This is a genomic window from Dokdonella ginsengisoli (assembly GCF_042652785.1).
Taxonomy (GTDB): Bacteria; Pseudomonadota; Gammaproteobacteria; order Xanthomonadales; family Rhodanobacteraceae; genus Dokdonella_A; species Dokdonella_A ginsengisoli.
The window spans coordinates 184,682-208,026 of sequence record NZ_JBHSHD010000010.1 but is presented as its reverse complement, the minus strand read 5'-3'; the positions used below and the strand labels follow the sequence as shown (position 1 = coordinate 208,026).

The 23,345-nt window shown below is 67.7% G+C and carries 10 protein-coding genes and 4 tRNA genes; 11 read left to right on the top strand and 3 right to left on the bottom strand.

Features of this window, described 5'->3' with window-relative positions; all coding sequences use genetic code 11:
- Positions 1-2,049, top strand: a complete 2,049-nt coding sequence (locus ACFO6Q_RS13235) for a bifunctional 2',3'-cyclic-nucleotide 2'-phosphodiesterase/3'-nucleotidase (protein ID WP_380021577.1) — start codon at positions 1-3, stop codon at positions 2,047-2,049.
- A 94-nt stretch (positions 2,050-2,143) separates the two neighbouring features.
- Positions 2,144-3,940, top strand: a complete 1,797-nt coding sequence (locus ACFO6Q_RS13230) for a DUF885 domain-containing protein (RefSeq protein WP_380021576.1) — start codon at positions 2,144-2,146, stop codon at positions 3,938-3,940.
- A gap of 264 nt (positions 3,941-4,204) precedes the next feature.
- On the opposite strand, the gene ACFO6Q_RS13225 is transcribed toward ACFO6Q_RS13230, so the two are convergent.
- Complete coding sequence (locus tag ACFO6Q_RS13225; protein WP_380021575.1) at positions 4,205-4,681, bottom strand: DUF4399 domain-containing protein; 477 nt, start codon at positions 4,679-4,681, stop codon at positions 4,205-4,207.
- Between the two features lie 107 nt (positions 4,682-4,788).
- Between ACFO6Q_RS13225 and ACFO6Q_RS13220 the strand changes: the two genes are divergently transcribed.
- The 9 genes from ACFO6Q_RS13220 to ACFO6Q_RS13180 all read left to right on the top strand — a co-directional run bounded on the left by ACFO6Q_RS13220 (position 4,789) and on the right by ACFO6Q_RS13180 (position 19,817).
- On the top strand, positions 4,789-6,585 hold the full coding sequence (locus ACFO6Q_RS13220; RefSeq protein WP_380021574.1) for an ABCB family ABC transporter ATP-binding protein/permease: 1,797 nt from the start codon (positions 4,789-4,791) through the stop codon (positions 6,583-6,585).
- A 112-nt stretch (positions 6,586-6,697) separates the two neighbouring features.
- Positions 6,698-7,660 carry a hypothetical protein gene (locus ACFO6Q_RS13215; protein WP_380021573.1) on the top strand — a complete coding sequence of 321 codons (963 nt, stop codon included), beginning with the start codon at positions 6,698-6,700 and terminating at the stop codon, positions 7,658-7,660.
- Between the two features lie 43 nt (positions 7,661-7,703).
- A tRNA-Ala gene (locus tag ACFO6Q_RS13210) sits at positions 7,704-7,779 on the top strand.
- A 57-nt stretch (positions 7,780-7,836) separates the two neighbouring features.
- Positions 7,837-7,912: transfer RNA gene (locus ACFO6Q_RS13205), tRNA-Glu, on the top strand.
- Between the two features lie 79 nt (positions 7,913-7,991).
- Positions 7,992-8,068: transfer RNA gene (locus tag ACFO6Q_RS13200), tRNA-Asp, on the top strand.
- A gap of 80 nt (positions 8,069-8,148) precedes the next feature.
- A tRNA-Asp gene (locus tag ACFO6Q_RS13195) sits at positions 8,149-8,225 on the top strand.
- 870 nt (positions 8,226-9,095) lie between these two features.
- Entirely contained in the window at positions 9,096-14,873 is a 5,778-nt protein-coding gene (locus ACFO6Q_RS13190; RefSeq protein ID WP_380021572.1) for a Cys-Gln thioester bond-forming surface protein, read from the top strand.
- 440 nt (positions 14,874-15,313) lie between these two features.
- Complete coding sequence (locus tag ACFO6Q_RS13185) at positions 15,314-16,195, top strand: ABC transporter ATP-binding protein (protein ID WP_380021571.1); 882 nt, start codon at positions 15,314-15,316, stop codon at positions 16,193-16,195.
- Between the two features lie 25 nt (positions 16,196-16,220).
- The gene (locus ACFO6Q_RS13180; protein WP_380021570.1) at positions 16,221-19,817 is read left to right on the top strand and encodes an ABC transporter permease/M1 family aminopeptidase; all 3,597 of its coding nucleotides are present in this window, start codon (positions 16,221-16,223) and stop codon (positions 19,815-19,817) included.
- A 228-nt stretch (positions 19,818-20,045) separates the two neighbouring features.
- On the opposite strand, the gene ACFO6Q_RS13175 is transcribed toward ACFO6Q_RS13180, so the two are convergent.
- Complete coding sequence (locus ACFO6Q_RS13175) at positions 20,046-20,378, bottom strand: YegP family protein (RefSeq protein WP_380021569.1); 333 nt, start codon at positions 20,376-20,378, stop codon at positions 20,046-20,048.
- 532 nt (positions 20,379-20,910) lie between these two features.
- Entirely contained in the window at positions 20,911-23,043 is a 2,133-nt protein-coding gene (locus tag ACFO6Q_RS13170; protein WP_380021568.1) for a hypothetical protein, read from the bottom strand.
- Positions 23,044-23,345 lie beyond the last annotated feature (302 nt).

Genomic DNA, 23,345 nt, shown 5'->3' with positions numbered 1-23,345 from the left:
ATGACCCGATTCCCGTCGCGCGACCGCCTCGTGCCGCTGTCCCTGCTGCTGGCCGCCGCCCTGACCGCCTGCGCGTCGGCGCCGCCGGCGGGCAAGCCGGCCGCCGCACCGGCGCAAGCTGAGGTGCCCGAGGGTGCGCGCGCGACCCTGGCCCTGCTGGAATCCACCGACGTCCATTCCAACATCCGCAGCTACGACTACTACCAGCTCGCCGACGATCCCTCGCTCGGCTTCGAGCGGCTCGCCACCCTGGTGCGTCAGGCACGCGCGCAGTACCAGAACTCGCTGCTGTTCGACGCCGGCGACACCATCCAGGGCACGGCCCTGGCCGACTACCAGGCGCTGGTGAAGCCGATCGGCTGCGACGAGGAACTGGCCATGTACCGCGCGATGGACGCGCTCGGCTACGACGGCGGCACGGTCGGCAACCACGAGTTCAACTACGGCCTGCCGTTCCTGGCACAGGTCACGAAGAACCCGATGAACGTCGACGGCGTTCCGGCGCAAAAGTGCAAGGGGCCGAACTTCCCGCTGGTGCTGTCCAACGTGTTCAGCGCGCGCGACGGCCAGCCGATCTACGCGCCCTTCGGCTGGGTCGACAGCAAGCTGAAGTACCGTGCCGCGGACGGACGCAGCGGCGAGGACGACGTGCGCATCGGCCTGCTCGGCTTCACGCCGCCGCCGATCCTGCAGTGGGACAAGCGCAACCTCGAAGGCAAGCTCACCACTAAGGGCCTGGTCGAGGCAGCGCGCGAATACCTGCCCAGGCTGCGCGAGCGCAATCCCGACCTGGTCGTGGCGATCTCGCACGGCGGACTGGACGCCTCGCCCTACAGCGACGCGATGGAGAACGCCAACTGGTACCTCGCGCAGGAACCCGGCATCGACGCCCTGCTGCTCGGCCACTCGCACGCGGCGTTCCCCGATCCGGGCAATGCGAAGTCGCGCTTCGCCAGCATGCCCGAGGTCGACAACCAGCGCGGCTTCGTGCACGGCAAGCCGGCCGTGATGGGCAGCTTCTGGGGCAAGGGCCTGGGCGTGATCGAGCTGGCCCTGGTGCGCAAGGACGGCCGCTGGCAGATCGATCCGGCCGCCACGCATTCGGAAGTGCGCAGCATCAAGAAGGCCGACGGCAGCTTCGTCGAGCCCGACGCCGAGATCGCGCGCCTCGTCGACGACGTGCACCAGGCCACGATCCGCTACGTCTCCACGCCGATCGGCGACAGCGACTTCGCGATGACGACCTACTTCGCCGACGTCGGCGACGTCAGCGCGCTGCAGCCGGTCAACAGCGCGCAGCGCGACTACGTTGAGCGCTACGTCGCCAGGAACCTGCCGCAGTACGCCGGCGTGCCGGTGCTGTCGGCGGCCGCGCCGTTCAAGGGCGGCTTCGGCGGCCCGGCCGACTACACCGACATCCCGGCCGGCCCGCTGGCGATCCGCAACGCGGCCGACCTGTACCTGTACCCGAACACGCTCACCGCGGTGAAGATCGACGGCAAGGGCCTGAAGGCGTGGCTGGAACGTTCCGCCGGCCGCTTCAACCGCATCGACCCCGCCGCCACCGCGCCGCAGGAGCTGATCAACCGCAAGTTCGTCGGCTACAACTTCGACGTGCTGCAGGGCGAGCTGCGCTACGAGATCGACGTGACGCAGCCGGAAGGCTCGCGCATCCGCGGCCTGCGCCATCGCGGCAAGCCGGTCGCCGACGCGCAGCCGTTCATCGTCGTCACCAACAACTACCGCGCCAGCGGCGGCGGCCACTTCCCCGGCCTGGACGGCAGCAACGTGGTGCTGTCCGCGCCGGACGCGAACCGCGACGCGCTGATCGAGTGGGTGAAGCAGCGCAAGCACCTCGTGCGCAAGCAGGACGGCGCCGACCGCAGCTGGCGCTTCGCGCCGGTGAAGACCGCCGGCCCGGTGGTGTTTACCTCGGCCGCCGGCAAGCTCGATCTGGCCAAGGCCGCCGGCCTGAAGGGCATCCGCCAGATCGAGGACAGCGGCGACGGCAAGGCGACCTACTCGATCGATCTCGCGCCGGCGCGCTGAGCCTGCGTCCGTGACGCAGGGCATGCACGCCGTGCGGGCGGTGGGATAAAGTCCGCGCGCGGCCGCTCGCGCCGCGCTCACGGGGAGGTTGCCGATGTTCCGCCTGCTGCGCCTGTTGTCCATTCTCGTCCTGCTCGCCGCCTGCAGCGCATCGCCGCGCAAGGCGCCGCCGGACCCCGCGATCGCCGCGGCCGAGGCGGCCAACGCCGCGTTCGCCGACCTCTCGCAGCGCTGGCTCGACGGCTATTTCAAGCTGGCGCCGGTGGGTGCGACGCAGATCGGCGATCACCGCTACGACGCCGAACTGGACGACCTCAGTGCGGAAGGCCGCCAGCGCGGCCTGGAGTTCTCGCGCGGCATGCTCGCCGAGCTGGAACAGATCGACCGCAGCAAGCTCTCGCGCGCGAACCAGGTCGACTACAGCATCCTGCACAACCAGCTGCGCTCGGACATCTGGAGCAGCGAGACGCTGCAGAGCTGGGCCTGGGATCCGATGGTCTACAGCCAGCTCGCCGGCGGCGCCCTGTACAGCCTGATGGCGCGTGAATTCGCGCCGCTGCCGGACCGCCTGCGTGCCGCCACCGCGCGCATGGAGAAGCTGCCCGGCCTGTTCGAGCAGATGCAGGCGAACCTGGATCCGGCGCGCGTGCCGAAGATCCACGCCGAGACCGTGTCGAAGCAGAACAAGGGCGTGCTCAGCCTCGTCGACGGCCTGATCGCGCCGCATGCCAAGGAACTGCCCGACGCCGAGCGCAAGCGCCTGGAAGCGGCCATCGCCGGCCTGCGCAAGGCCGTCGCGCAGAACCAGACCTGGATCGACCGCAAGCTGGTGCCGAAGGCCAAGGGCGACTTCCGCATCGGCGCCGACCTCTACGACGCCAAGCTCGCCTTCGCGCTGAACTCGCCGCTCACGCGCGCCGACATCCGCCAGCGCGCCGAAGCGGCGCTGAAGAGCACGCGCGAGGAGATGTACGGCATCGCGCGCAAGGTCCTCGCCGGCAAGCGCAAGGCGCCGCCGCTGCCGGAGAATCCGACCCCGGCGCAGCAGCAGAAGGCGATCCAGGCCGCGCTCGAACTCGCCTACGCCGATCGTCCCAAGCGCGACCAGGTCATCGCCACGGCCGAAGCCGCGCTGCAGCGCGCGACCGAGTTCGTGCGCGCCAAGGACATCGTCGGCCTGCCCGACGCGCCGCTGAAGATCATCCCGATGCCGGAGTTCCAGCGCGGCGTCGCCCTCGCCTACTGCGATTCGCCCGGCCCGCTGGACAAGAATCTCGACACCTTCTACGCGGTGTCGCCGATCCCGAAGGACTGGACCAAGAAGCAGGTCGATTCCTTCCTGCGCGAATACAACACGCGCTCGATCGAGGAACTGACCATCCACGAGGCGATGCCCGGCCACTACCTGCAGCTGTGGCACTCCAACAAGTATCCGTCGGTGCTGCGCGCGGTGCTCTCGTCCGGCCCGTTCATCGAGGGCTGGGCGGTGTTCACCGAGAAAGTCATGGCCGACGAAGGCTATCTCGACGGCGACCCGCTGTACCGCCTCGTGCACCTGAAGTGGGACCTGCGTGCGATCGCCAACGCGATCCTCGACCAGGCGATCCACGTCGACGGCATGACGCGCAAGGACGCGATGAAGCTGATGACGGTGCAGACCTTCCAGGAGGAGCGCGAGGCGGCCGGCAAGTGGACGCGCGCGCAGCTGACCTCGGCGCAGCTGCCGACCTACTTCGTCGGCTGGCAGGAACACCTGGACCTGTACGGCGACGCCAAGCAGCGCTGGGGCGACGGCTTCGTGCTGCGCCGCTACAGCGACACCGTGCTGTCGTTCGGATCGCCGCCGGTGCGTTACGCACGCGCGCTGATGCTGGACGAGGCGATCGACTGATCGTCTGCTGCCACCTCTCCCGCTCGCGGGAGAGGTCGAGGCTGAGGCATGGATGCCGATGGGTGAGCGCGCCAGGGACGGTTGCTCGACTGTGTGATGCCTGCCTCCGACTCCCCTCACCCCGGCCCTCTCCCGCAAGCGGGAGAGGGAGAGAGCTTCCATCCGGAAAGCAAAGCTCCCATCCGGAAAGCCTCATCGGCTTTCACCTCTCGCTCGCGGGAGAGGGAGAAAAGCCCGCCCCTGCGGGGGCGGCGAACGGCGCGCTTACTTCACGTGAATCGTGATCTTCTCCGACACGATCGGCGGATCGAACTGCACGTGGCGGGTGTCGCCGAAATCGAGCTGCAAGGTGTGCGTGCCCGGTTCCAGCGTGATCGTGTCCTCGGTCTGGCCCTTGCCGTAGTGCTTGTGCGTCGCGTCGGCCGGAATCGGCATGTCCAGCGGCGGCAGTTCCTTGGCATCGATCAGCAGGTGGTGATGGCCGGTGTTCGGCGTGGTGTCGCCGGCCGGCTTGATCTCGATGCCCTCGACGCCGAACTTGAGCTTGACCTCGCGGCCGACCGTGGCGCCGTCCTTCGGCTCGACGAAGAACACCTTCGCGCCCTTGGGCGCCTTCTCGCGCACGATGCCGGTTCCGGCGGCGGGAGCCGCGTGCGAGGCCGGGTGCCCGGCGTCCTGCGCGGCCATCGCGGAACCGCCGCCCAGCAGCAGGGCCGCGGCAAGCAACGAAATCGGGCGCATGATCGTTTCTCCTGTCGACGAAAGGGACTGCATCATAGCGCCCCGGCCTGCGACCGGATTGTTAAACGCGCGACCGGCCGCATCTGCAGGCGAGCACCGAATCGTCCATGAACACACGACCTTCCGCCCCGACCCATACGCTGTCCGTGCTGCGCCGCCTCTGGCCCGAGGTGTGGCGCTATCGCCGCCGCGTGGCCGCCGCCCTGCTGCTGCTCGTCGCGGCCAAGCTCGCCAACGTCGGCGTGCCGCTGGTCATGAAGGACCTGATCGACCGGCTCGACCTGGCGCCGGCGCCGCTGCTGGTCCCGCTCGGCCTGCTGCTCGCCTACGGCGCGCTGCGGCTGTCGACGTCGCTGTTCCAGGAGCTGCGCCAGATCGTGTTCGCGCGCGTGCTCGCGCGCACCTCGCGCAACATCACCTTGCGCGTGTTCGAGCACCTGCACTCGCTGTCCCTGCGCTTCCACCTCGACCGCCGCACCGGCGGCGTCGCGCGCGACGTCGAACGCGGCATGACGGCCACCTCCGACCTGCTCGACTGGACCATCTACACGATCCTGCCGACCCTGCTCGAGATCGCGCTGGTCTGCGGCATCCTGATCGCGCGCTTCGACTGGACCTTCACCGCGATCACGCTGGCGACCCTCGTCGCCTACATCGTCTTCACCTTCGCGGTGACCGAATGGCGCATGCGCTGGTACCGCGCGGCGAACACCGCCGACACCGAGGCCAACGAACGCGCGGTCGATTCGCTGCTGAACTACGAGACGGTCAAGTACTTCGGCAACGAACGGCACGAGTTCGCGCGCTACGACGCCAGCCTGATCAAGCTGGAGGAAGCCACGGTCAGGAGCCTGAAGACGCTGGCCGTGCTCAACGTCGGCCAGGCCGGCATCGTCGCGGTCGGCCTGACCCTGCTGCTGTGGCGCGCCGCGGCCGGCGTCGTCGCCGGCACGATGACGCTCGGCGACTTCGTGCTGGTCAACGCGTTCCTGCTGCAGCTGTCGGTGCCGCTGAACTATCTCGGCATGGTCTATCGCCAGGTGAAGCAGGCGCTGATCAACATCGAGCGCATGTTCGGCCTGCTGGCCGAGGCGCGCGAGGTCGAGGACGCGCCGGACGCACCACCGCTGGCGGTGCGCGGCGGCGAGGTGCGCTTCGAGCAGGTGGACTTCGCCTACGACGCGGCGCGGCCGATCCTGCGCGGCGTCGACTTCCGCATCCCGGCCGGCCACACGCTCGCCGTGGTCGGCACCACCGGCGCCGGCAAGTCGACCCTGGCGCGGCTTCTGTTCCGCTTCTACGACGTCGGCGGCGGCCGCATCACGATCGACGGCCAGGACATCCGCGAGGTGCGGCAGGACAGCCTGCGTGCGGCGATCGGCATCGTTCCGCAGGACACCGTGCTGTTCAACGACACGATCTACTACAACATCGCCTACGGCCGGCCGGACGCGAGCCGCGAGGAGATCTTCGCCGCGGCGCGCGCCGCGCACGTGCACGCCTTCATCGAATCGCTGCCGCAGGGCTACGAGACCACCGTCGGCGAGCGCGGCCTGAAGCTCTCCGGCGGCGAGAAGCAGCGCGTGGCGATTGCGCGCACGCTGCTGAAGAACCCGGCGATCCTGGTCTTCGACGAAGCCACCAGCGCGCTCGACACGCGCACCGAGAAGATCATCCAGGGCGAGCTGGCCGAGATCGCCGAGCACCGCACCACGCTGATCATCGCGCACCGGCTGTCGACGATCGTCCACGCCGACCAGATCCTCGTGCTCGAGCACGGCCGCGTGGTCGAACGCGGCACCCACGAACAGCTCCTGGCCGAGCGCGGCCGCTACGCTCACTTGTGGAATCTGCAGCAAAGGGAACAAAGCCCGGCCGTCGAGGAGACGGCTGTCCAAGTCTGACAACCGGCGTCAGTTTTCGCAGCCGGCGGCGGCGCGCAAGCCGCGCGGGCGGCGATTGCCCTGCGGCACAATCCTTGCTCTCATCCTGCCCGCCCGGACCAGCGGAACGCGGATGATCAAGACGAGAACGCACACCTTCTGCATCGTCGGAGCGGACGAGCCGCTGCGCGCGCGCATCACCGCCCTGCTGGAGGAACAGCCGCAGCGCTTCCAGGGCCGCTGGCGCGTCGCCGAGCGGGCCGTCGCCGACCTGCTGCTGATCGACACCGAATCGGTGTACGGCCACATGGACTGGCTGCGCGAGCGGTCGAACGGCCGCCTCGTCGCCGCCTGCGCCTCGCAGCCGGAGGCCTACCGCGGCGAACTCTGTCTGGCCAAGCCGGTGCTCGCCGCCGATCTCGCCGCGCTGCTGAACCGGGCCGGCGCCCTGCTCTCCGCCGCCTCGCCGGCCGCCGAGCCCGAGCCCGCCGAAGAGACCGCCCCGCCGCCCGTCGCCGCGCAACCGGCGCCGGCGCCGACATCGTTGCTGGACCTGCTCGAAGGCCCGGCCGCCGCCGCGGGCCGGGTCCGGCTCGCCGCCGAAGGACGGCCGGCACTGGTGCTCGATCCCGCTGCGCGCAGCTGGTACGCCGAGGGCACTCTGAAGTCGCTCGCCGGCTGGTGCTCGCAGCCCGTCGCCGCGGAAGCGGTCCGCCCCGTGACCACGGACGAATTCGACGCCGCCACCGCGAACCTCGCCGCCCAGCCCTATTCGCGCCTGATCTGGCTGGCCCATCTGCTGCGCGGTGCCGGCCAGCTCGACGCCCGCCTCGATCCCGCCGCCCGCTACAAGCTCTCGGCCTGGCCGCCGAGCGAGCGCGAATTCCCCAAGCACTTCCGCATCGCCACCGCGATGCTGCGCGAAGCCGCTACCCTGGAGGAGATCGCCGGCCACAGCAGCGCCACTGCCGCCGACGTCGCCGATTTCGTCAACGCCTACCACGCCATCGGCTACGTCGAAGTCTCGCCGGCCCCCGCCGCCGAGGCCTCCCAGCGCGGCCTGTTCGCGCGCATGCGAAAAAGTTCGGTCAGTTAGTTGACGAAAGCGAGTCGGATCACTATTCTCCCGCGTCTTTCCCGGGGCCATAGCTCAGCTGGGAGAGCGCTACAATGGCATTGTAGAGGTCGCCGGTTCGATCCCGGCTGGCTCCACCAGATTCACGGTTTCACCTGCCTCAGGCAGTCGCTTCACGCAGTACGGTTTTCCTAAGCGTCCCCATCGTCTAGAGGCCTAGGACACCGCCCTTTCACGGCAGTAACAGGGGTTCGAATCCCCTTGGGGACGCCATAAAGTGTTGGGCGGAAACCGAACCGGAGGTTCGGTCGCAGCAAGGGACACGGGATGTGTCCGGCAGTAGAGACAACGCGGAGCGGTAGTTCAGCTGGTTAGAATGCTGGCCTGTCACGCCGGAGGTCGCGGGTTCGAGTCCCGTCCGCTCCGCCATCTACGCCCACGAAACGCCCCGCATCGCCGCGGGGTTTTTCATATCCGCCACCGCGGATCGCTGCACATCAATCGAGCGCGGAGCGGTAGTTCAGCTGGTTAGAATGCTGGCCTGTCACGCCGGAGGTCGCGGGTTCGAGTCCCGTCCGCTCCGCCATATACCCGCCGGCTTGGAGTCGATCTCCAAGCCGGCTTTTTTTATGCCTGAAATCCTGAGATTTCCGCGATCGCGGCCGGACTCTTTCCAGCCTTCCCCGCGCCATTCTCTGAAATTGGCCCGCTGTCTCTCGCGGCCGATTTGCGAGCCCGGTTCCCTTTTCTACCCTCTGCAATGCCGCGCGGTTTAGTGCCGGGTGACTGCTACTTGCCAGTCGCACAGACGCGCGAACTCGACTCAAGAAGCCGGCTTCGCTCAGCGCGACATGCAGTAGAGACGCCGCTGCTTGTCCCAATCCAGCGGCGGGAATCGCTTCAGCGATTTCACGGCGAATCCGACCGGCTGCCGACCCTGGGTGACCTTTTCGATGATGTCGGGCGCTCCCGCGATCGACGGTGCGCGAAGAGAGCCTTGTCCGGATTCGTCGCTCTTTTGCGAGATAGGGACGCCAGCGAGGAGCAGGCACGAGCGGTGTCGCCTTGACCTTTCGATCGATGCGTCGTTCGTCAACGTCCGCCGGACGGGAGCGAGGGCGTCGGCGATGGCGTCGTGATTTTTTGTGCCGGGCCTTTGCATGAGCAATGCAAACCCATGCGGTTCCGCTCTTCACGCGTCTTCTACACGGGCGCGGCGATCAGTCCGTGTCCATCCGTGGCTGCTCGTCGTGCGATGAGGAATAACGGGTCGAATCAGGTACTCCGACCCCGCTTCTGTCTTTCTGCTACAGCATTTAAGGGGATGATCGCTATGAACACTGCTTTGTTGCGTTGGCGTAAGCGGCTGGCGTCGGCTGCCGCCGCTTGGGTCGTAGTGACGATGGCGGTCGCATCATGGTTGCCGTTGAGCCCGGCTTCTGCCGCCGAACCCGGCGTGGGCGACTCGGTCTATGTCGCACACAAGATGGAGGGCTACAGCGGGAGCGCCCTGGTAGGCATCTTCACCGACACGCCGCCTGACATCGGCAATCTCGGCACTCCGGACTATTGGGGCTACTGCGTCGAGCACGACGTCCCCCTGGGGACCTTCCGGACTGCGACGCTCGAAGCGCCGCCGTCGTACCTGGGCAGCAACTACTTCACCAGTGCCGCGATCCAGGCAAAAGTGCTCTGGGTGTTGGCGCACAGCTATCCCTACCTGAGTCTGTCCGACTTCGGCACCGCGGCCGGTGCTCCCGGGATCTCGGCGAATGACGCCATCGAGGCGGGTCAGTACGCGATCTGGCGTTACACCGATCTGAACTTCGACGCTTCCTGGAGCTGGTCGACGCCGGACTCGGAGACGGCCTACTGGTACCTCGTCAATGGAGCGAACGCCAGCAGCGGCATGACCCCTGCCGAGCTTCAGAGTACGGCCACGATCGTTGCTCCGGGTGGCGCGCAGACCGCAGGCACCTTGGTCGGCCCGTTCACGGTCAGCACCAACCAGCCGATTGCCAGCGTTTCGGTGACGGGTGGCTACACGCTGACCGATGCCGGCGGCACGGCGATCGACACCGCAGCGGTCACCGACGGGCAGGACATCTACATCGATCTCACCGCGGTCACCGCGGCGGGCTCGGCAACCGTCACCGTCTCTGCGGCGGGCTCGGGCATCTCCGGAAACATCGTCTCCGTTCCGGAGACCGCGGGCGGTGTCGCCACCGCCGACAGCCATGCCCAGACCCTGACGATCGTCGCGCCGAGCACCTCCCGCGTCACCGACTCCGCCGCGGTTTCGTGGGTTTCCAGCGGCCCGCCGGCGTTCGCGTTCTGTCCGGCGGCCGGCGACCCGGCGCAGGTCTTCAACCTCGTCAACGGCGTCGGCATCTACGGCTACACGCCGCCGGGCACGACGTCCGACGCGCTCCTGCCGCTGCTTCCGGCCACGGTGTCGGGCAACCTCAATGCCCTCATGCTCGATCCGCTGCGCAACCGCCTGCTGATGATTCAGCGGTCGAGCGGCACCGAGTCCACCCTGTGGGCCTACGACTCCGCCAACGGCGGCTGGTACGTGGCGTTCGGCCCCTTCGTTTCGCCCGATTTCCCGCGTGGCGGATTCAACGCGGACGGCACCGGCTACCTGCTGGGTTCCGGGTCGAACCCGGAGGTGTGGAAGGTGGAGTCGTCCTCCGCCTTCGGCTACACCGTGACCTCGATCGGTGTGGTGAACTACGACCATGCGCCGACCGACGTCGGTTCCGGGGACATCGCCTTCGACGGCAGCGGCAGGGCCTGGCTGGCGGTCGGCCAGGATCTCTACCACCTCGACCTGAGCGGCAGCTCGCCGTTCCCGGCCGTGCGCCAGACGCGTCCGCTGCTCGGCGGTTCGCCGAGCACGATCGGCTGGGCCGGCATCGCCTTCGCCGACGACGGCACGCTGATTCTCGCCAACAACGCGCCCTCGCCGAGCGCCTACTACCAATACGATCCGGCGACGGGCGTCATCGTCCATCTGTCCGACACCACGGCGAACGCGTCCCGCGATCTTGCCTCCTGCGTCTTCCCGGCGCGGTCGGATTCCGCGCTGTCGGTCACCAAGACCCTGACCGCCGTGAATGGCGCTCCGTATGTGCCGCCGGCCGCCGTGTCGCCCGGTGACACGCTGACCTACACCCTCACGGTCACCAATTCGGGCGGCGCCGTGGCAACCCTGTTCGCCGGCGACGTGGTCGAAACCGTACCGGCCCAGACCACCCACACCGGTGGCGACAGCTTCACCTGCGCCGCTGCCGCAGCCGGATCCTCGTGCGGCAATACCTCGACGTTCAACGTTGCGGCCGGCGCCAGCGCTGACCTGAGCTTCACGGTCCAGGTGGGCGCGACACTCACCGGCGCCCCGATCACCAATACCGTCGCCATTCCGGGTGAAGTCGACTGCGCGGTCGCGCCGAACGATTGCGAGGAAGTGACACCGGCACTCGCGCCGGCGAACGTCACGCTGATCAAGACCCTCAGTGGAGAGAGCGGCAGCCTGGCCGGCCAGGCCGAAGCGGGCGAGCAGCTGACCTACACGATCACGCTGACCAACAGCGGTGGCACGCCGGCACTGAACTACGGCGTCACCGACACGCTGGATCCGAACGTCACGTTCGTGTCCGCCGACAACGGCGGCACGGCCGCCGCCGGTGCGGTGACCTGGGCGGGCCTGACCGTACCGGCGAACGGCACGCTGACCCTGACCGTGGTCGTGCAGGTGGCCGATCCTATCCCGGCCGGCGTGCAGCAGATCGGCAACGTCGCCTACGAGACCGGCACCACGCCGCCGCCGTGTCCTCCGGCGGGCGGGCAGTGCGTCGTCGTGCCGACCGCGCCGATGGTGTTCATCGCGAAGTCGGCTGGTACGCCGACGCCGACCGGCGTGCCGAACCAGTACGCGCTGACCTACGTCGTCACCGTGCGCAACGCGGGCGGCAGCGTCGGCACCTACGATCTGGCCGATGCGCTGACGTTCAACGGCGCCGCCGTCAACGCGATGACGGCGCCGGCCTATGCCTCGTCGAGCGGCGAGGTGCAGGACGGCGTGCCGGGCGTGTTCACGCCTCCGGCCGGCGGCACGATCGTGACCGGCGAGCGTATCGGCGCGCAGGGTTCGGAGACCTGGACCTACACCGTGACCTACACGGTGGACGACGCCGACGTCGCGGCAGATTGTGCGTCGCCTTCCGGCGGTCTGCGCAACCGCGCGCTGCTCGGCGGCGCGTCCGCCGGCGCCCCGGCAGCCGGCACCTGCACCGGCGCGCCGAGCGTCAGCGTCGTGAAGACCGCGGCCGCGCCGGTTCCGACCGGTACGCCGAACCAGTTCACGCTGACCTACACCGTCGACGTGACCAACAGCGGCACGCTGGGCGGCATCTACGATCTGACCGACGCGCTGACGTTCAACGGCGCCACGGTGAACGCGATCAGCGCGCCGGCGTACGCTTCGTCGACCGGCGACGTGCAGGACGGCACGCTCGGCACGTTCGCCGCGCCTGTCGGCGGCACGATCGTCACTGGCGAAAGCGTCGCCGCGGGCGGCACCGAGACCTGGACGTACACGGTCACCTACACCGTGACCGATGCGGCGATGGCGCAGGATTGCGTCGATCCGTCCGGCGGCCTGCGCAACCTGGCCGAACTCGGCGGCTCGCTGAGCGGGCAGTCGACCACCTGCACCGGTGCGCCGGCGGTGAGCATCGGCAAGAGCGCCGGCGGTCCGGTGCCGACCGGCAACCCGAACGAGTACCGCCTGACCTATCGGGTCAACGTGCAGAACGACGGCAGCTTGCCGGGCACCTACGATCTCGCCGACACGTTCACCTTCGGCGGCGTCACGGTCGTCTCGGTCGGCGCCGTGCAGCACGGCGGCAGCGATCCGCTGGCGACGACGCTCGGCACGCTGACGGCGACCGGCGGCACGATCGTGACCGGCGAGACGATCGCCGCGGGCGCCAGCGAGAGCTACACCTACACGGTGACCTTCACGATCGACGACGTGAACGGGGTCGGCCTCTGCACCGGCGGCGGCGGCCTGAGGAACCAGGCCGAGCTCGGCGGCAGCTCCAGCGGCCAGGTCGGCACCTGCAGCGACGTGCCGGACATCGCGGTGATCAAGACCGCGACCGGTCCGGTACCGACCGGCACGGCGAACCAGTACGCGATCACCTACACGGTGGCGATCAGCAACATCGGCGCCGCCGGCGGCAGCTACGACCTTTCGGACGCGTTTGCTTTCGCCGGTGCCACGGTGGACGCGGTCAGTGCGGTCACGCACGCCGGCCCCGATCCGCTGGCGACGACCCTGGGCACGCTGACGGCGACGGGCGGCACGATCGTGACCGGCGAGACGATCGCCGCGGCGGGCGTGGAGACCTACACCTACACGGTGACGTTCACGCTGACTGACGCGGACCTGGCCGACGACTGCGCCAACAAGAGCGGCGGCCTGCGCAACAGCGCCGTGCTCGGCGGCAGCGCCAGCGGCGATGCGGCCACCTGCACCGGCACGCCGCAGGTGACGATCGCCAAGGCGCTGACCGGAGAGAACGGCAGCGCGGCCGGCGTGGCCGAGCCGGGCGAGCAGCTGACCTACACGATCACGCTGAGCAACAACGGCACGGCGCCGGCGCTGGACCAGCGCGTCGCCGACCGCCTCGATCCGAACGTCACTTTCGTCTCCGCGGACAACGGCGGCACCCAGGTCGGCGGCAACGTCGAATGGAACGGCCTCACCGTGCCGGCCGGCGGCAACCTGACGCTGACCGTGACGGTGCGCGTGACCGATCCGATCCCGGCCGGCGTGACCGCGATCGGCAACGTCGCCTACGACCCGACCATCGGCCCGCCGACGGATTGCAGCGTCACGCCGCTGCCGCCGAACTGCACGAGCACGCCGACGCCGTCGGTGGTGGCGATCGTCAAGGCGCTCACCGGCGAGAGCGGCGCGCTGCCGGGCGTGGCCGAACCGGGTGAGCAGTTGACCTACACGATCACGCTGAGCAACACCGGCGGCAGCGACGCGACCCACTACGGCGTCACCGACGCGCTCGATCCGAACACCACGTTCGTTTCGGCCGACAACGGCGGCGTCGCCTCGGGCGGCATGGTCACCTGGAGCGGACTCACGGTGCCGGCGAATGGTTCGCTGGTGCTGACGGTGATCGTGCAGGTCGCCGATCCGCTGCCGGCGGGCATCACCCACGTCGCCAACGTCGCTTACGAAACCGGCACCACGCCGCCGTCGTGCCCACCGGCCGGGCCGCAGTGCGTGATCGTGCCGACCGAAGGCGCGGTGACGCTGGCCAAGTCGGTCGCCGACGCGGACGGCGACGGCCTGGCCGCGCCGGGCGAATCGCTGACCTACACGATCGTGCTGAGCAATGCCGGCGGCAGCGCGGTGACCGGTTACGGCGTCACCGATCCGCTCGATGCGAACACGAGCTTCGTCTCCGCCGACAACGGCGGCACGTTCGCCGCCGGCGTGGTCAGCTGGAGCGGACTGACGGTGCCGGCGAACGGCACGCTGACCCTGACCGTGGTCGTGCGCGTGGTCGATCCGATCCCGGCCGGCACGACGCAGATCGGCAACGTCGCCTACGAGACCGGCACGATGCCGCCGGACTGCGCGGTCACGCCGCGGCCGGCGAACTGCACCTCGATCGAGGTACCTCCGGTGACCGGCACGCCGCAGCTGCTGATTACCAAGACCGCGGACACCGCGACGCTGCAGCCCGGCGGCACGGTGGTCTACACGATCACCGTGCGCAACGTCGGCAGCGCCGAGGCAACCGATGCGCTGGTCAGCGATCCGATCCCGGCCGGCATCGACGCGTTCGCCTGGACCTGCGCCGCGTCCGGCGGCGTGACCTGCCCGAACGCCAGCGGCAGCGGCGCGATCGCCGAGACGATCGCGACGTTCCCGGTCGGCGCGACGCTGGTGTACACGGTCGTCGCGACCGTCTCGGCGGACCCGCCGGCGACCGTCGTCAACACGGCCACAGTCACGCCGAGCGGCATCGCCACCTGCGCGCCGGCCGGTACGCAGCCGCCATGCCCGGCGACGGTGATCGGCACGGTGACACCGACGCAGACGCCACATCCGGTGCCGGCGGTGCACGACTGGGCGCAGCTGCTGATCGCCCTCAGCCTGTTCGGCCTGGCCTGGCGCAGCTGGCGCCAATCCGGGAGGTAGCGCAATGGCTACGCTCGATCTCGCCGCCTGAAAGATCGAGTGGTTTGCAATACCGGGCGTCCTGCCGCGGCTGGCAAAAAAAGCAGCCGCGGCGTCTTCATCGCGTCCAGCGCTTGCATGCTCGACGTGGTGGCACTTTTCCGAACCAGAGTGGCTCTGCGAGCCGCTCAATCTTTCGTTCGTTCGAGTCCTGCGCGCCGTCGACGGCGCCAGTCACCGGACAGATCGGCCCATTCGTACAGTTTCCTCCGGAAGTGAGTCACGCCGCCTCAGTCGCCGAGGCGCTGCCGCGAGGCGATCCTTCCGAAACGTCTGCGCCGACGCTCCGCACGATGCGAAGTGCATCGCGCATCCATGACTTGCGATGGATGCCCTCCCCGCCGGGCTCGGTGATAGCGTGTGTCGCGCAACCCTTCTCCCGCTGCCGAGAGAGCCTGCCGATGCTTGCGATCCGCGATCTGTCCAAGACCTATCCCAACGGCGTGCGAGCGTTGAAACAGGTTTCGCTCGACATTCCGGTCGGCATGTTCGGCCTGCTCGGCCCCAACGGCGCCGGCAAGTCCTCGCTGATGCGCACCATCGCAACCTTGCAGGATCCCGACAGCGGCTCGATCACGCTGGACGGCCGGGATCTGCTCGCCGACAAGCCGGCGACGCGGCGCCTGCTCGGCTACCTGCCGCAGGAGTTCGGTGTCTATCCGCGCGTCTCGGCCGAGACGATGCTCGACCATTTCGCCGTACTGAAGGGACTGGTCGTACGCAGCGAACGACGCGCCGTGGTCGAGTCCCTGCTGCGCCAGGTGAACCTGTGGGAGGTGCGCAAGCAGAAGCTCGGCACGTTCTCCGGCGGCATGCGCCAGCGCTTCGGCATCGCCCAGGCCCTGCTCGGCGATCCGAAGCTGATCATCGTCGACGAACCGACCGCCGGCCTCGATCCGGAAGAACGCAACCGCTTTCTCAATCTTCTCGCCGAGATCGGCGAGAAGGTGGTGGTGATCCTCTCCACCCACATCGTCGAGGACGTCACCGACCTGTGCCCGCGCATGGCGATCATCGCGCAGGGCCAGGTGCTGCTGTCGGGCCAGCCCGGCGACACCATCGCCGCGCTGGCCGGCCGCGTCTGGCGGCGCGAAGTGCCCAAGGCAGCGCTGGAAGAATACCGCCGGCGCCTGGTGGTGCTGTCCACACGCCTGGTCGGCGGCCGCACCATCGTGCACGTGCTGGCGGATGCGCGGCCCGAGGACGGCTTCGTATCGGTCGATCCGGATCTCGAGGACGTCTACTTCGGCGAGCTGCGCCGCCACGCGATGCGCGCGGCCTGAGCGCACGGCACGAGGAGATCGGCCCATGTTCTTCGAGATCCTTCGCTTCGAACTGCGCCAGCAGCTGCGAAGCCCGCTGTTCTGGATGGTCGCCCTCGCCTTCGGCGCGCTCGCGTTCGCCGTCGCCGGCTCCGATTCCGTGCAGATCGGCGGCGGCATCGGCAACGTGCACCGCAATGCGCCGCTGGTGGTGACGCAGTGGCTGACCTATTTCACCTTGTTCGGCCTGTTCCTGATTCCGCTGTTCGTCGCCAATGCGGCCCTGCGCGATTTCGAGACGGGCACGGCGGAACTGTTCTTCTCCACGCCGATGCCGCGCTCGGCCTATCTCGGCGGGCGTTTCCTGGCCGGCTACCTGGCCGCGATCGGCGTCCTGGTGGTGGTGGCGTTCGGCCTCTGCCTCGGCGCGCTGATGCCGTGGGTCGATCCGGAGCGGCTCGGACCGACGCGACTGTCGACGTACCTGTACGCCTTCGCCGTGTTCGTGCTGCCGGGGCTGTTCTTCCTGTCGGCCTTCCTGTTCCTGCTGGCGACGCAGACGCGTTCGATGCTGGCCACCTACATCGGCGTGGTCGCGTTCTTCGTGCTGTGGCAGATCGCAGCGATCGCGCTCGGCAATCTGGAACACCGCACGTTCGGCGCGATGATCGATCCGTTCGGCCTCGGCGCGATGGATCTCGCCACGCGCTACTGGTCGGCGGAGGAACGCAATACGCGCCTGCCGGAACTGTCGGGCACCTTGCTGGCCAACCGTGCGATGTGGGTGGCGATCGCGCTGCTGCTGCTCGGCGCCGCGTTCGCCTGGTTCCGCACCGAGCGCGCCGGCACCCGGCGGCGGTGGCGGCGCAGTGCGGCGAAGAAGGCGGTCGCGCAGGTCGATACGCCCGTCGCGCATGAAAAACCTGCGTCGACCGTGCGCACCGATGCCGCCGCGCGCTTCGCCCAGTGGCACCAGCTCGCCTGGTTCGACACGCGCGGCGTGCTCGGCGGCGTCGCGTTCCTGGTCATGCTGGCGTTCGGCCTGATGAACCTCGGCGGCTCGCTGGCGTTCTCCAACGAGCTGTTCGGCACCAAGGTCTATCCGGTCACGCACCTGATGACTCAGGCGATGGACGGCAGCTACAACTTTCTGCTGATCATCGTCGTCGCGTTCTACGCCGGCGAACTGGTCTGGCGCGAGCGCAGCCATCGCATCAGCGACGTCACCGACGCGTTCCCGCTGCCGGACTGGATTCCGCTGCTGTCCAAGCTGACCGCGCTGGCGGCGGTGATCGTCGCCTTCCTCGCCGCCGGCGCGATCGAATGCGTGGTCTACCAGCTCTGGCGCGGCGACACGCCGATCGAGCCCGGCCTGTACCTGTCCTACATCGCGCTGACCACGCTCGGCTTCCTGCTGTTCGGTGCGCTGGCGCTGTTCCTGCAGGCGATCGCGAACAACAAGTTCATCGGCTATCTGCTGGTGGTGGTCTATTTCGTCGTGCGCATCGCGCTCGGCCAGCTGCACTACGACCACCACCTGTACAACTACGGCACCGCACCGGCCGCGCTGTATTCGGACATGAACGGCTACGGCCATTTCCTGGCCGGGCATCTGTGGTTCCGCGCCTACTGGACCTGCCTGGCGATCGCGCTGCTCGTCGTTGCGGCGCTGTACTGGGTACGCGGCACGGCGCGCGGCCGGAAGGAGCGCACGCGCATCGCACGGCAGCGCCTGACGCGACCGTCGGCCGCGCTGCTCGCCGCCTCCGTTGCCGGCTTCGTCGTGCTCGGCGGCTGGATCTACTACAACACCAACGTGCTCAACCGCTACGTGCCCGGTGATCTCGCCAGGCAGCAGAAGGCCGACTACGAGAAGCAGTACCGCCAGTACCTCGACCTGCCGCAGCCGAAGATCACCGACGTGCGCGCCGACGTCGACATCTATCCGCACCAGCGGCGTGTCGACGTACGCGGCCACTACGTGCTGGCGAACAGGTCCACACAGCCGATCAGCGACCTGCACGTGCGCGTGCCGACCCAGATCAGGCTCGTCGCGGTCGATTTCGCGCCGCACGAGGTGGTCAGCGACGACCGTACGCAGGGCTACACGATCTACCGCCTGAAGCAGCCGCTCGCACCCGGCGCGACGATGGATTTCGGCTTCACGCTCGAGTACGCCAGCCGCGGCTTCCGCAATGCGCCGGAGGACACCCGCGTAGTCGACAACGGCACCTTCTTCGACAGCAGCTCGTTCCCGCATTTCGGCTACGACGAGAACGGCCAGCTCGAAGACCGCAACGACCGCCGCAAGTACGGCCTGCCGCAACGTCCGCGCATGCCGAAGATCGACGACGAAGCGGCGCGGCAGTTCAACCTGCTCGGCCGCGATGCCGACTGGGTGCGCTTCGAGACGACGGTGTCGACCGTGCCCGACCAGATCGCGCTGGCGCCCGGCTACCTGGAAAAGGAATGGACCGCGGACACGCCCGGGCACGGACCGCGCCGCTACTTCCACTACAAGATGGACCAGCCGATCCTGGCCTTCTTCTCGTTCCAGTCGGCGCGCTACGAGGTGCGGCGCGACCGCTGGAACGACGTCGCGGTGGAGGTCTACTACGACCCCAAGCACGCCTACAACGTCGAGCGCATGGTCGACGCGACGAAGAAGTCGCTCGAGCATTTCAGCAAGGCCTACACGCCGTTCCAGTTCCGCCAGATGCGCATCCTGGAATTCCCCGGCTACGAGACCTTCGCGCAGAGCTTCGCCAACACCGTGCCGTTCTCCGAAGCGATCGGCTTCATCGCCGACCTGCGCGATCCGGACGACGTCGACTACGTCTTCTACGTGACCGCGCACGAAGTGGCGCACCAGTGGTGGGCGCATCAGGTCATCGGCGCGCTGGTGCAGGGCGTGACGATGCTGGACGAGACGTTCGCGCAGTATTCGGCGCTGATGGTGCAGGAGCACGAATACGGCCCTGCGCAGATGCGCAAGTTCCTCAAGTACGAACTGGACCGCTATCTCGCCGGCCGCGGCGGCGAGGTGGTCGAGGAGACGCCGCTCGGCCTGGTCGAGAACCAGCCGTACATCCACTACCGCAAGGGCTCGGTGGTGATGTATGCGCTGAAGGACTATCTCGGCGAGGATCTGGTCAACGGCGTGCTCGCCCGCTACGCGCGCGAGAAGGCGTTCCAGCAGCCGCCGTACACGACCACGCGCGAATTCCTCGCGGACCTGCGCGAAGCCGCCGGAGCGTCGTGGTCGCCGCTGATCGGCGACCTGTTCGACCGCATCACCGTGCACGACAACCGCGTCGTCGAGGCGGTCGCGAAGAAGCGCGACGACGGCAAATACGACGTCACCTTGTCGCTGCACACCGGCAAGGTCTACAACGACGGCGTCGGCAAGGAGACGCCGGCCGTGTTCGACCAGGCGATCGACATCGGCGTGTTCGCCCGCGCCACGGACGACAAGGAAGCGCACCAGAAAGTGCTGTTCCTGGGAAAGCGCCGTATCGGCGACGGCGACAGCACACTGACGGTGACCGTCGACGAACCACCCTACGAGGCCGGCATCGACCCGTACAACAAGCTGATCGACCGCGTCTCGGAGGACAATCGCAAACGCGTCACGCTGCAATAGGCCTCGGGCTGGCAAAGCGGCCCGGCATTCGCTCGCGCTCGACGAGTGCGAGCGCTTTCGAAAATCGCTGTGCCTGAGGGCTGCGCGGTGATCGATCGAGGTGCGGGGTCCCGGTTCCGTGACCCGGCCAGGTCGACTCTCCGCGGCGGATGTCGATGAACGATGGGCAGATCCACCGCCGGCTTGGAGACCCAAGTCTCCAAACCGGTTTTTTCATGGGTTGAAACGTTACGACAGATCCTTGACGGTCTTGGTGGAACCGTTGGTCTGGACGCTCTTGATGCCGTCGTCCCGATTGCCCTCGGACGCGTACATCTGGCTGGTCCCGATCACCTGATGATTGGCCGCCTTCAGGTTGAAGAACGCCTTGCCGTTCGAGGCCGTCTTGCGCTCGTAGCGATCCTCGCTCGCACTGTTGGTCTGCACGGACGCGATGCCGTTCTCGGCCGAGGCCTTCGCGGCATACAGCTCGCTCGTCAGAATCGTCTCGGCGTTGCCCGCCTTCAGTACGAAGCGATACTGACCGTCACTGCTCTTGCTCAACTCGAACCAACCTGCCATGGGATTCTCCTGGTCGCTGGGAAGGCTGCAGCACGAGGATCTTCCGCGAGAAGCTCGCGGAGGAATCGACGACTGCAGATCGCAGCGTTTTCTAGCACGCCCGGATCACGACAATGCAAACAACGATGGCGGTTGAAGTCCTTTTACATTGCAGCAAGAAAGCTCGCACGCGCTCGCCCCCACGAGGAGCCGAGCACGCTCTCGAGGTCTTCCCATGTTCGATTCAACCTTCCCGCGCGGACAGCGCTCGAGCGCTTCATCAAACCGACACGCATGCTTTCGGAAAATGGCGTGAATCGCCGGCTCTGACCTCTCTGCCGTCGCTCGACTTCCTGCGCGACGACGACGAGCGTCGCGGCGTCGCTGGAAGGCACGCCGATCGATCCGCGGCTTTCAGCGGACCGCTTCGCGCTGGACGGCGTGTTCCGCCGCTTGGCCGAGTTCGCTGCGATAGATGCGGTTGTTGTCCAAACCGGAGATTCATCGCCGGGGACCATCAGCCTTCGCATGCACGCGCGCAGCCCCTGCCCCCTCAGGAATCGAACGGATCGAAGAACACCGTGTCCGTCGAATAGGCGACCAGACCGCTCGAGCTGGTACTGCCGGTGTAGACGCCGGCGTAGACGGTGCCTCGGGTATCGATTGCAATCGGGCCGGACAGCTCGCCTGGCGGCGAAATGTTCCAGTGCGGATCTTCCGCTCCGGCATCCGCCGAGAATCTCTTCAGCCGGTTGCCTCCTACGACGGCATAGAGGGAGCCATCAGCTGCAGCGACAAATCCCCTTGCGCCGCCCTCGATCGCAGGCGCATTCCAAATCGGATCCGCAGCCCCGCCGGCGATCGAAAGCTTTTGAATCGGCCAACCCAGGGGCGCGGCGTAAACCGCGCTGCCCAGAACGGCCAACATCGAAACCGAGGAACCGGCCTGTCCCGTCCAATCGTGCAGCACATTCCCGCTGCCGGAATCGATCTTGGCAAGGCGCCAATGCCTTTGACCTCCGAATTCCGTGAAGGCGCCGCCCGCGTAGACCGATCCCATCGCATCGACGGCTAGAGTGAACACGCCGCCATCTGAAGACGAACCCCAATTTGGATCGGCCAGACCGGTGCTGGCGGAGAGCTTGGCGATGTTCGACCTCGCACGGCCTCCGATGGAGGAAAATTCCCCGCCGACGTAGATCGAGCCGTCGGCCGCAAATGCGAATGCAGCGACGATACCGTCGGCATCGGGATTCCAGCTGCGGTCCAGCTCGCCGGTCGCTCCCGTGAATCTCGCAACGCTTCGGCGCGGTTCGAGATTCGCCTCGCGAAATCCGCCTCCCACATAGACCGATCGGCCCGGGCGCACCGACAACTGGTGTACCTGAGCGAGTCCTTCCAGCGACGGCCCCCATTCGGTGTCCAGCGTTCCGTTGGATCCCAAGCGCAAGAGATGGGGACGCGGCAAAGAGCCCGCCTTGGCGAAATCTCCGCCCACGATCAAGCCGCCTTCCGGATCGGGCGCGATGGCGGTGACCCGCGGCGTGGTTTCGGCATCGATGACGGCGTCCGCTTCACCGGTCGTCGCATCCAACCGGGCGAAGCCCAGCGGCCGCTGCATGCCGATACGCCGAATGCCGCCGGCGATCGTGATTCTCCCCTGACTGTCGGCCGCAAGCTCCTTCACGGCGCAGCAAGCCCCCTCCGGAAGCCAATCATCGACAACGCGACCATCCAGGCGGGAGAGCTTGGCCAGGCCCCGACGAGGCCGGTCACCGACTGTCGTGAAGCGCCCGGCGAGATATACCGAACAATCCGCGCCAGCCGTAATGGCATCCACGCCCACGACAGGACCGGGACCCCAATCGGGATCGATGCTTCCGTCGCTCGTCGAAATCTTGAATATCCGGCTGCTCGTCTGATCGCCGCCGGCGGCCACCTGGCCGATGACGTACACCGAACCGCATGTGTCCAGAGCCAAGGGCGGCGACCAGGCGGGCACTAGAATCACCTCGGGATTCCAGCTCTCGTCGAGCGCGCCGGTACTGGTCGAGAATCTGGCGAGGAACTGGCGCGAAGGATCGTTCCTGTCCACGACGGCCGCATAGATCGCGCCGTGATCGTCGAGGGCCAGCGAGACTGCACTGTAGGGAGCGCTCCACAGGACCGTCCCGTCATCGACGGAGGCTTTGACAAAATCGCCGAGCCTGCCCACGTAGACGCCTTCCGCGTCCGCGGCCAATGAAACCGTTCCCGTGCTCGGCTTCGGAATCCACGTGGAAACCATCTCCCCCGTGGCGGCCGAGAGCTTGACGACAGCGGCAAAGGATCCGCCGGGGGTATGCACCAGGCCATTGACGTATGCAGCCCCGAACGCGTCGACCGCAACGGCAGGTCGACCGTAAGAGCTGGGATCGCTCTGAAACCAGAGATCGCCCCAATCCGAATCGACGGTCCCGTCCGCCCGTATCCGAGCGATGCCGGAACTCGGTACTGCGTTGATCCAGGAGAATGAACCGATCAGTATCGTCCCACCGTCCGGCTGTCGCGCCGACGCATACACCGTTCCAGCGTCGACCAATCTGAAATTCGGATTGGACAACTGCCGCGGCACCTGTGCGGACGTCGCCCCTGCGGCGGAAAGCGTCAGCACCGCGACGGCGGTAAGAATTTTTCGATGCGACATGCGTTTCCCACTCGAATCCGATGAGCTGTGGACGGATTTGCAGCCGCTTGGGCAGTGAGCCCGAGGCCGTGATATCGGGTTCGCTCGTCGCGACGGACGAGCCGATTTTCAGCCCTTGCTCCTTCAACTGCCGCCGGTGCCCGGACAGTTCGGCTGCGCAACCCCTCGCCGCCGACGAACTCGCGCAGAGCTTGCCGCTGAGGCTCCGCTTGAGGAACGTCTCACCGATTTTCTTTCCGAGCAGCAAGGCTGGATTATCGTCGCCGGCTTTCGCCGAAATCAATCGACGAAAGCCGGACCCG

What these genes read in the sequence shown, in the direction of transcription:
- ACFO6Q_RS13215 (WP_380021573.1), top strand. Translation starts at nt 6,698, where the DNA reads ATGATCAAGACGAGAACGCACACCTTCTGCATCGTCGGAGCGGACGAG.
- ACFO6Q_RS13185 (WP_380021571.1), top strand. Translation starts at nt 15,314, where the DNA reads ATGCTTGCGATCCGCGATCTGTCCAAGACCTATCCCAACGGCGTGCGA.
- ACFO6Q_RS13235 (WP_380021577.1), top strand. Translation starts at nt 1, where the DNA reads ATGACCCGATTCCCGTCGCGCGACCGCCTCGTGCCGCTGTCCCTGCTG.
- ACFO6Q_RS13225 (WP_380021575.1), bottom strand. Translation starts at nt 4,681, where the DNA reads ATGCGCCCGATTTCGTTGCTTGCCGCGGCCCTGCTGCTGGGCGGCGGT.
- ACFO6Q_RS13175 (WP_380021569.1), bottom strand. Translation starts at nt 20,378, where the DNA reads ATGGCAGGTTGGTTCGAGTTGAGCAAGAGCAGTGACGGTCAGTATCGC.
- ACFO6Q_RS13220 (WP_380021574.1), top strand. Translation starts at nt 4,789, where the DNA reads ATGAACACACGACCTTCCGCCCCGACCCATACGCTGTCCGTGCTGCGC.
- ACFO6Q_RS13170 (WP_380021568.1), bottom strand. Translation starts at nt 23,043, where the DNA reads ATGTCGCATCGAAAAATTCTTACCGCCGTCGCGGTGCTGACGCTTTCC.
- ACFO6Q_RS13180 (WP_380021570.1), top strand. Translation starts at nt 16,221, where the DNA reads ATGTTCTTCGAGATCCTTCGCTTCGAACTGCGCCAGCAGCTGCGAAGC.
- ACFO6Q_RS13230 (WP_380021576.1), top strand. Translation starts at nt 2,144, where the DNA reads ATGTTCCGCCTGCTGCGCCTGTTGTCCATTCTCGTCCTGCTCGCCGCC.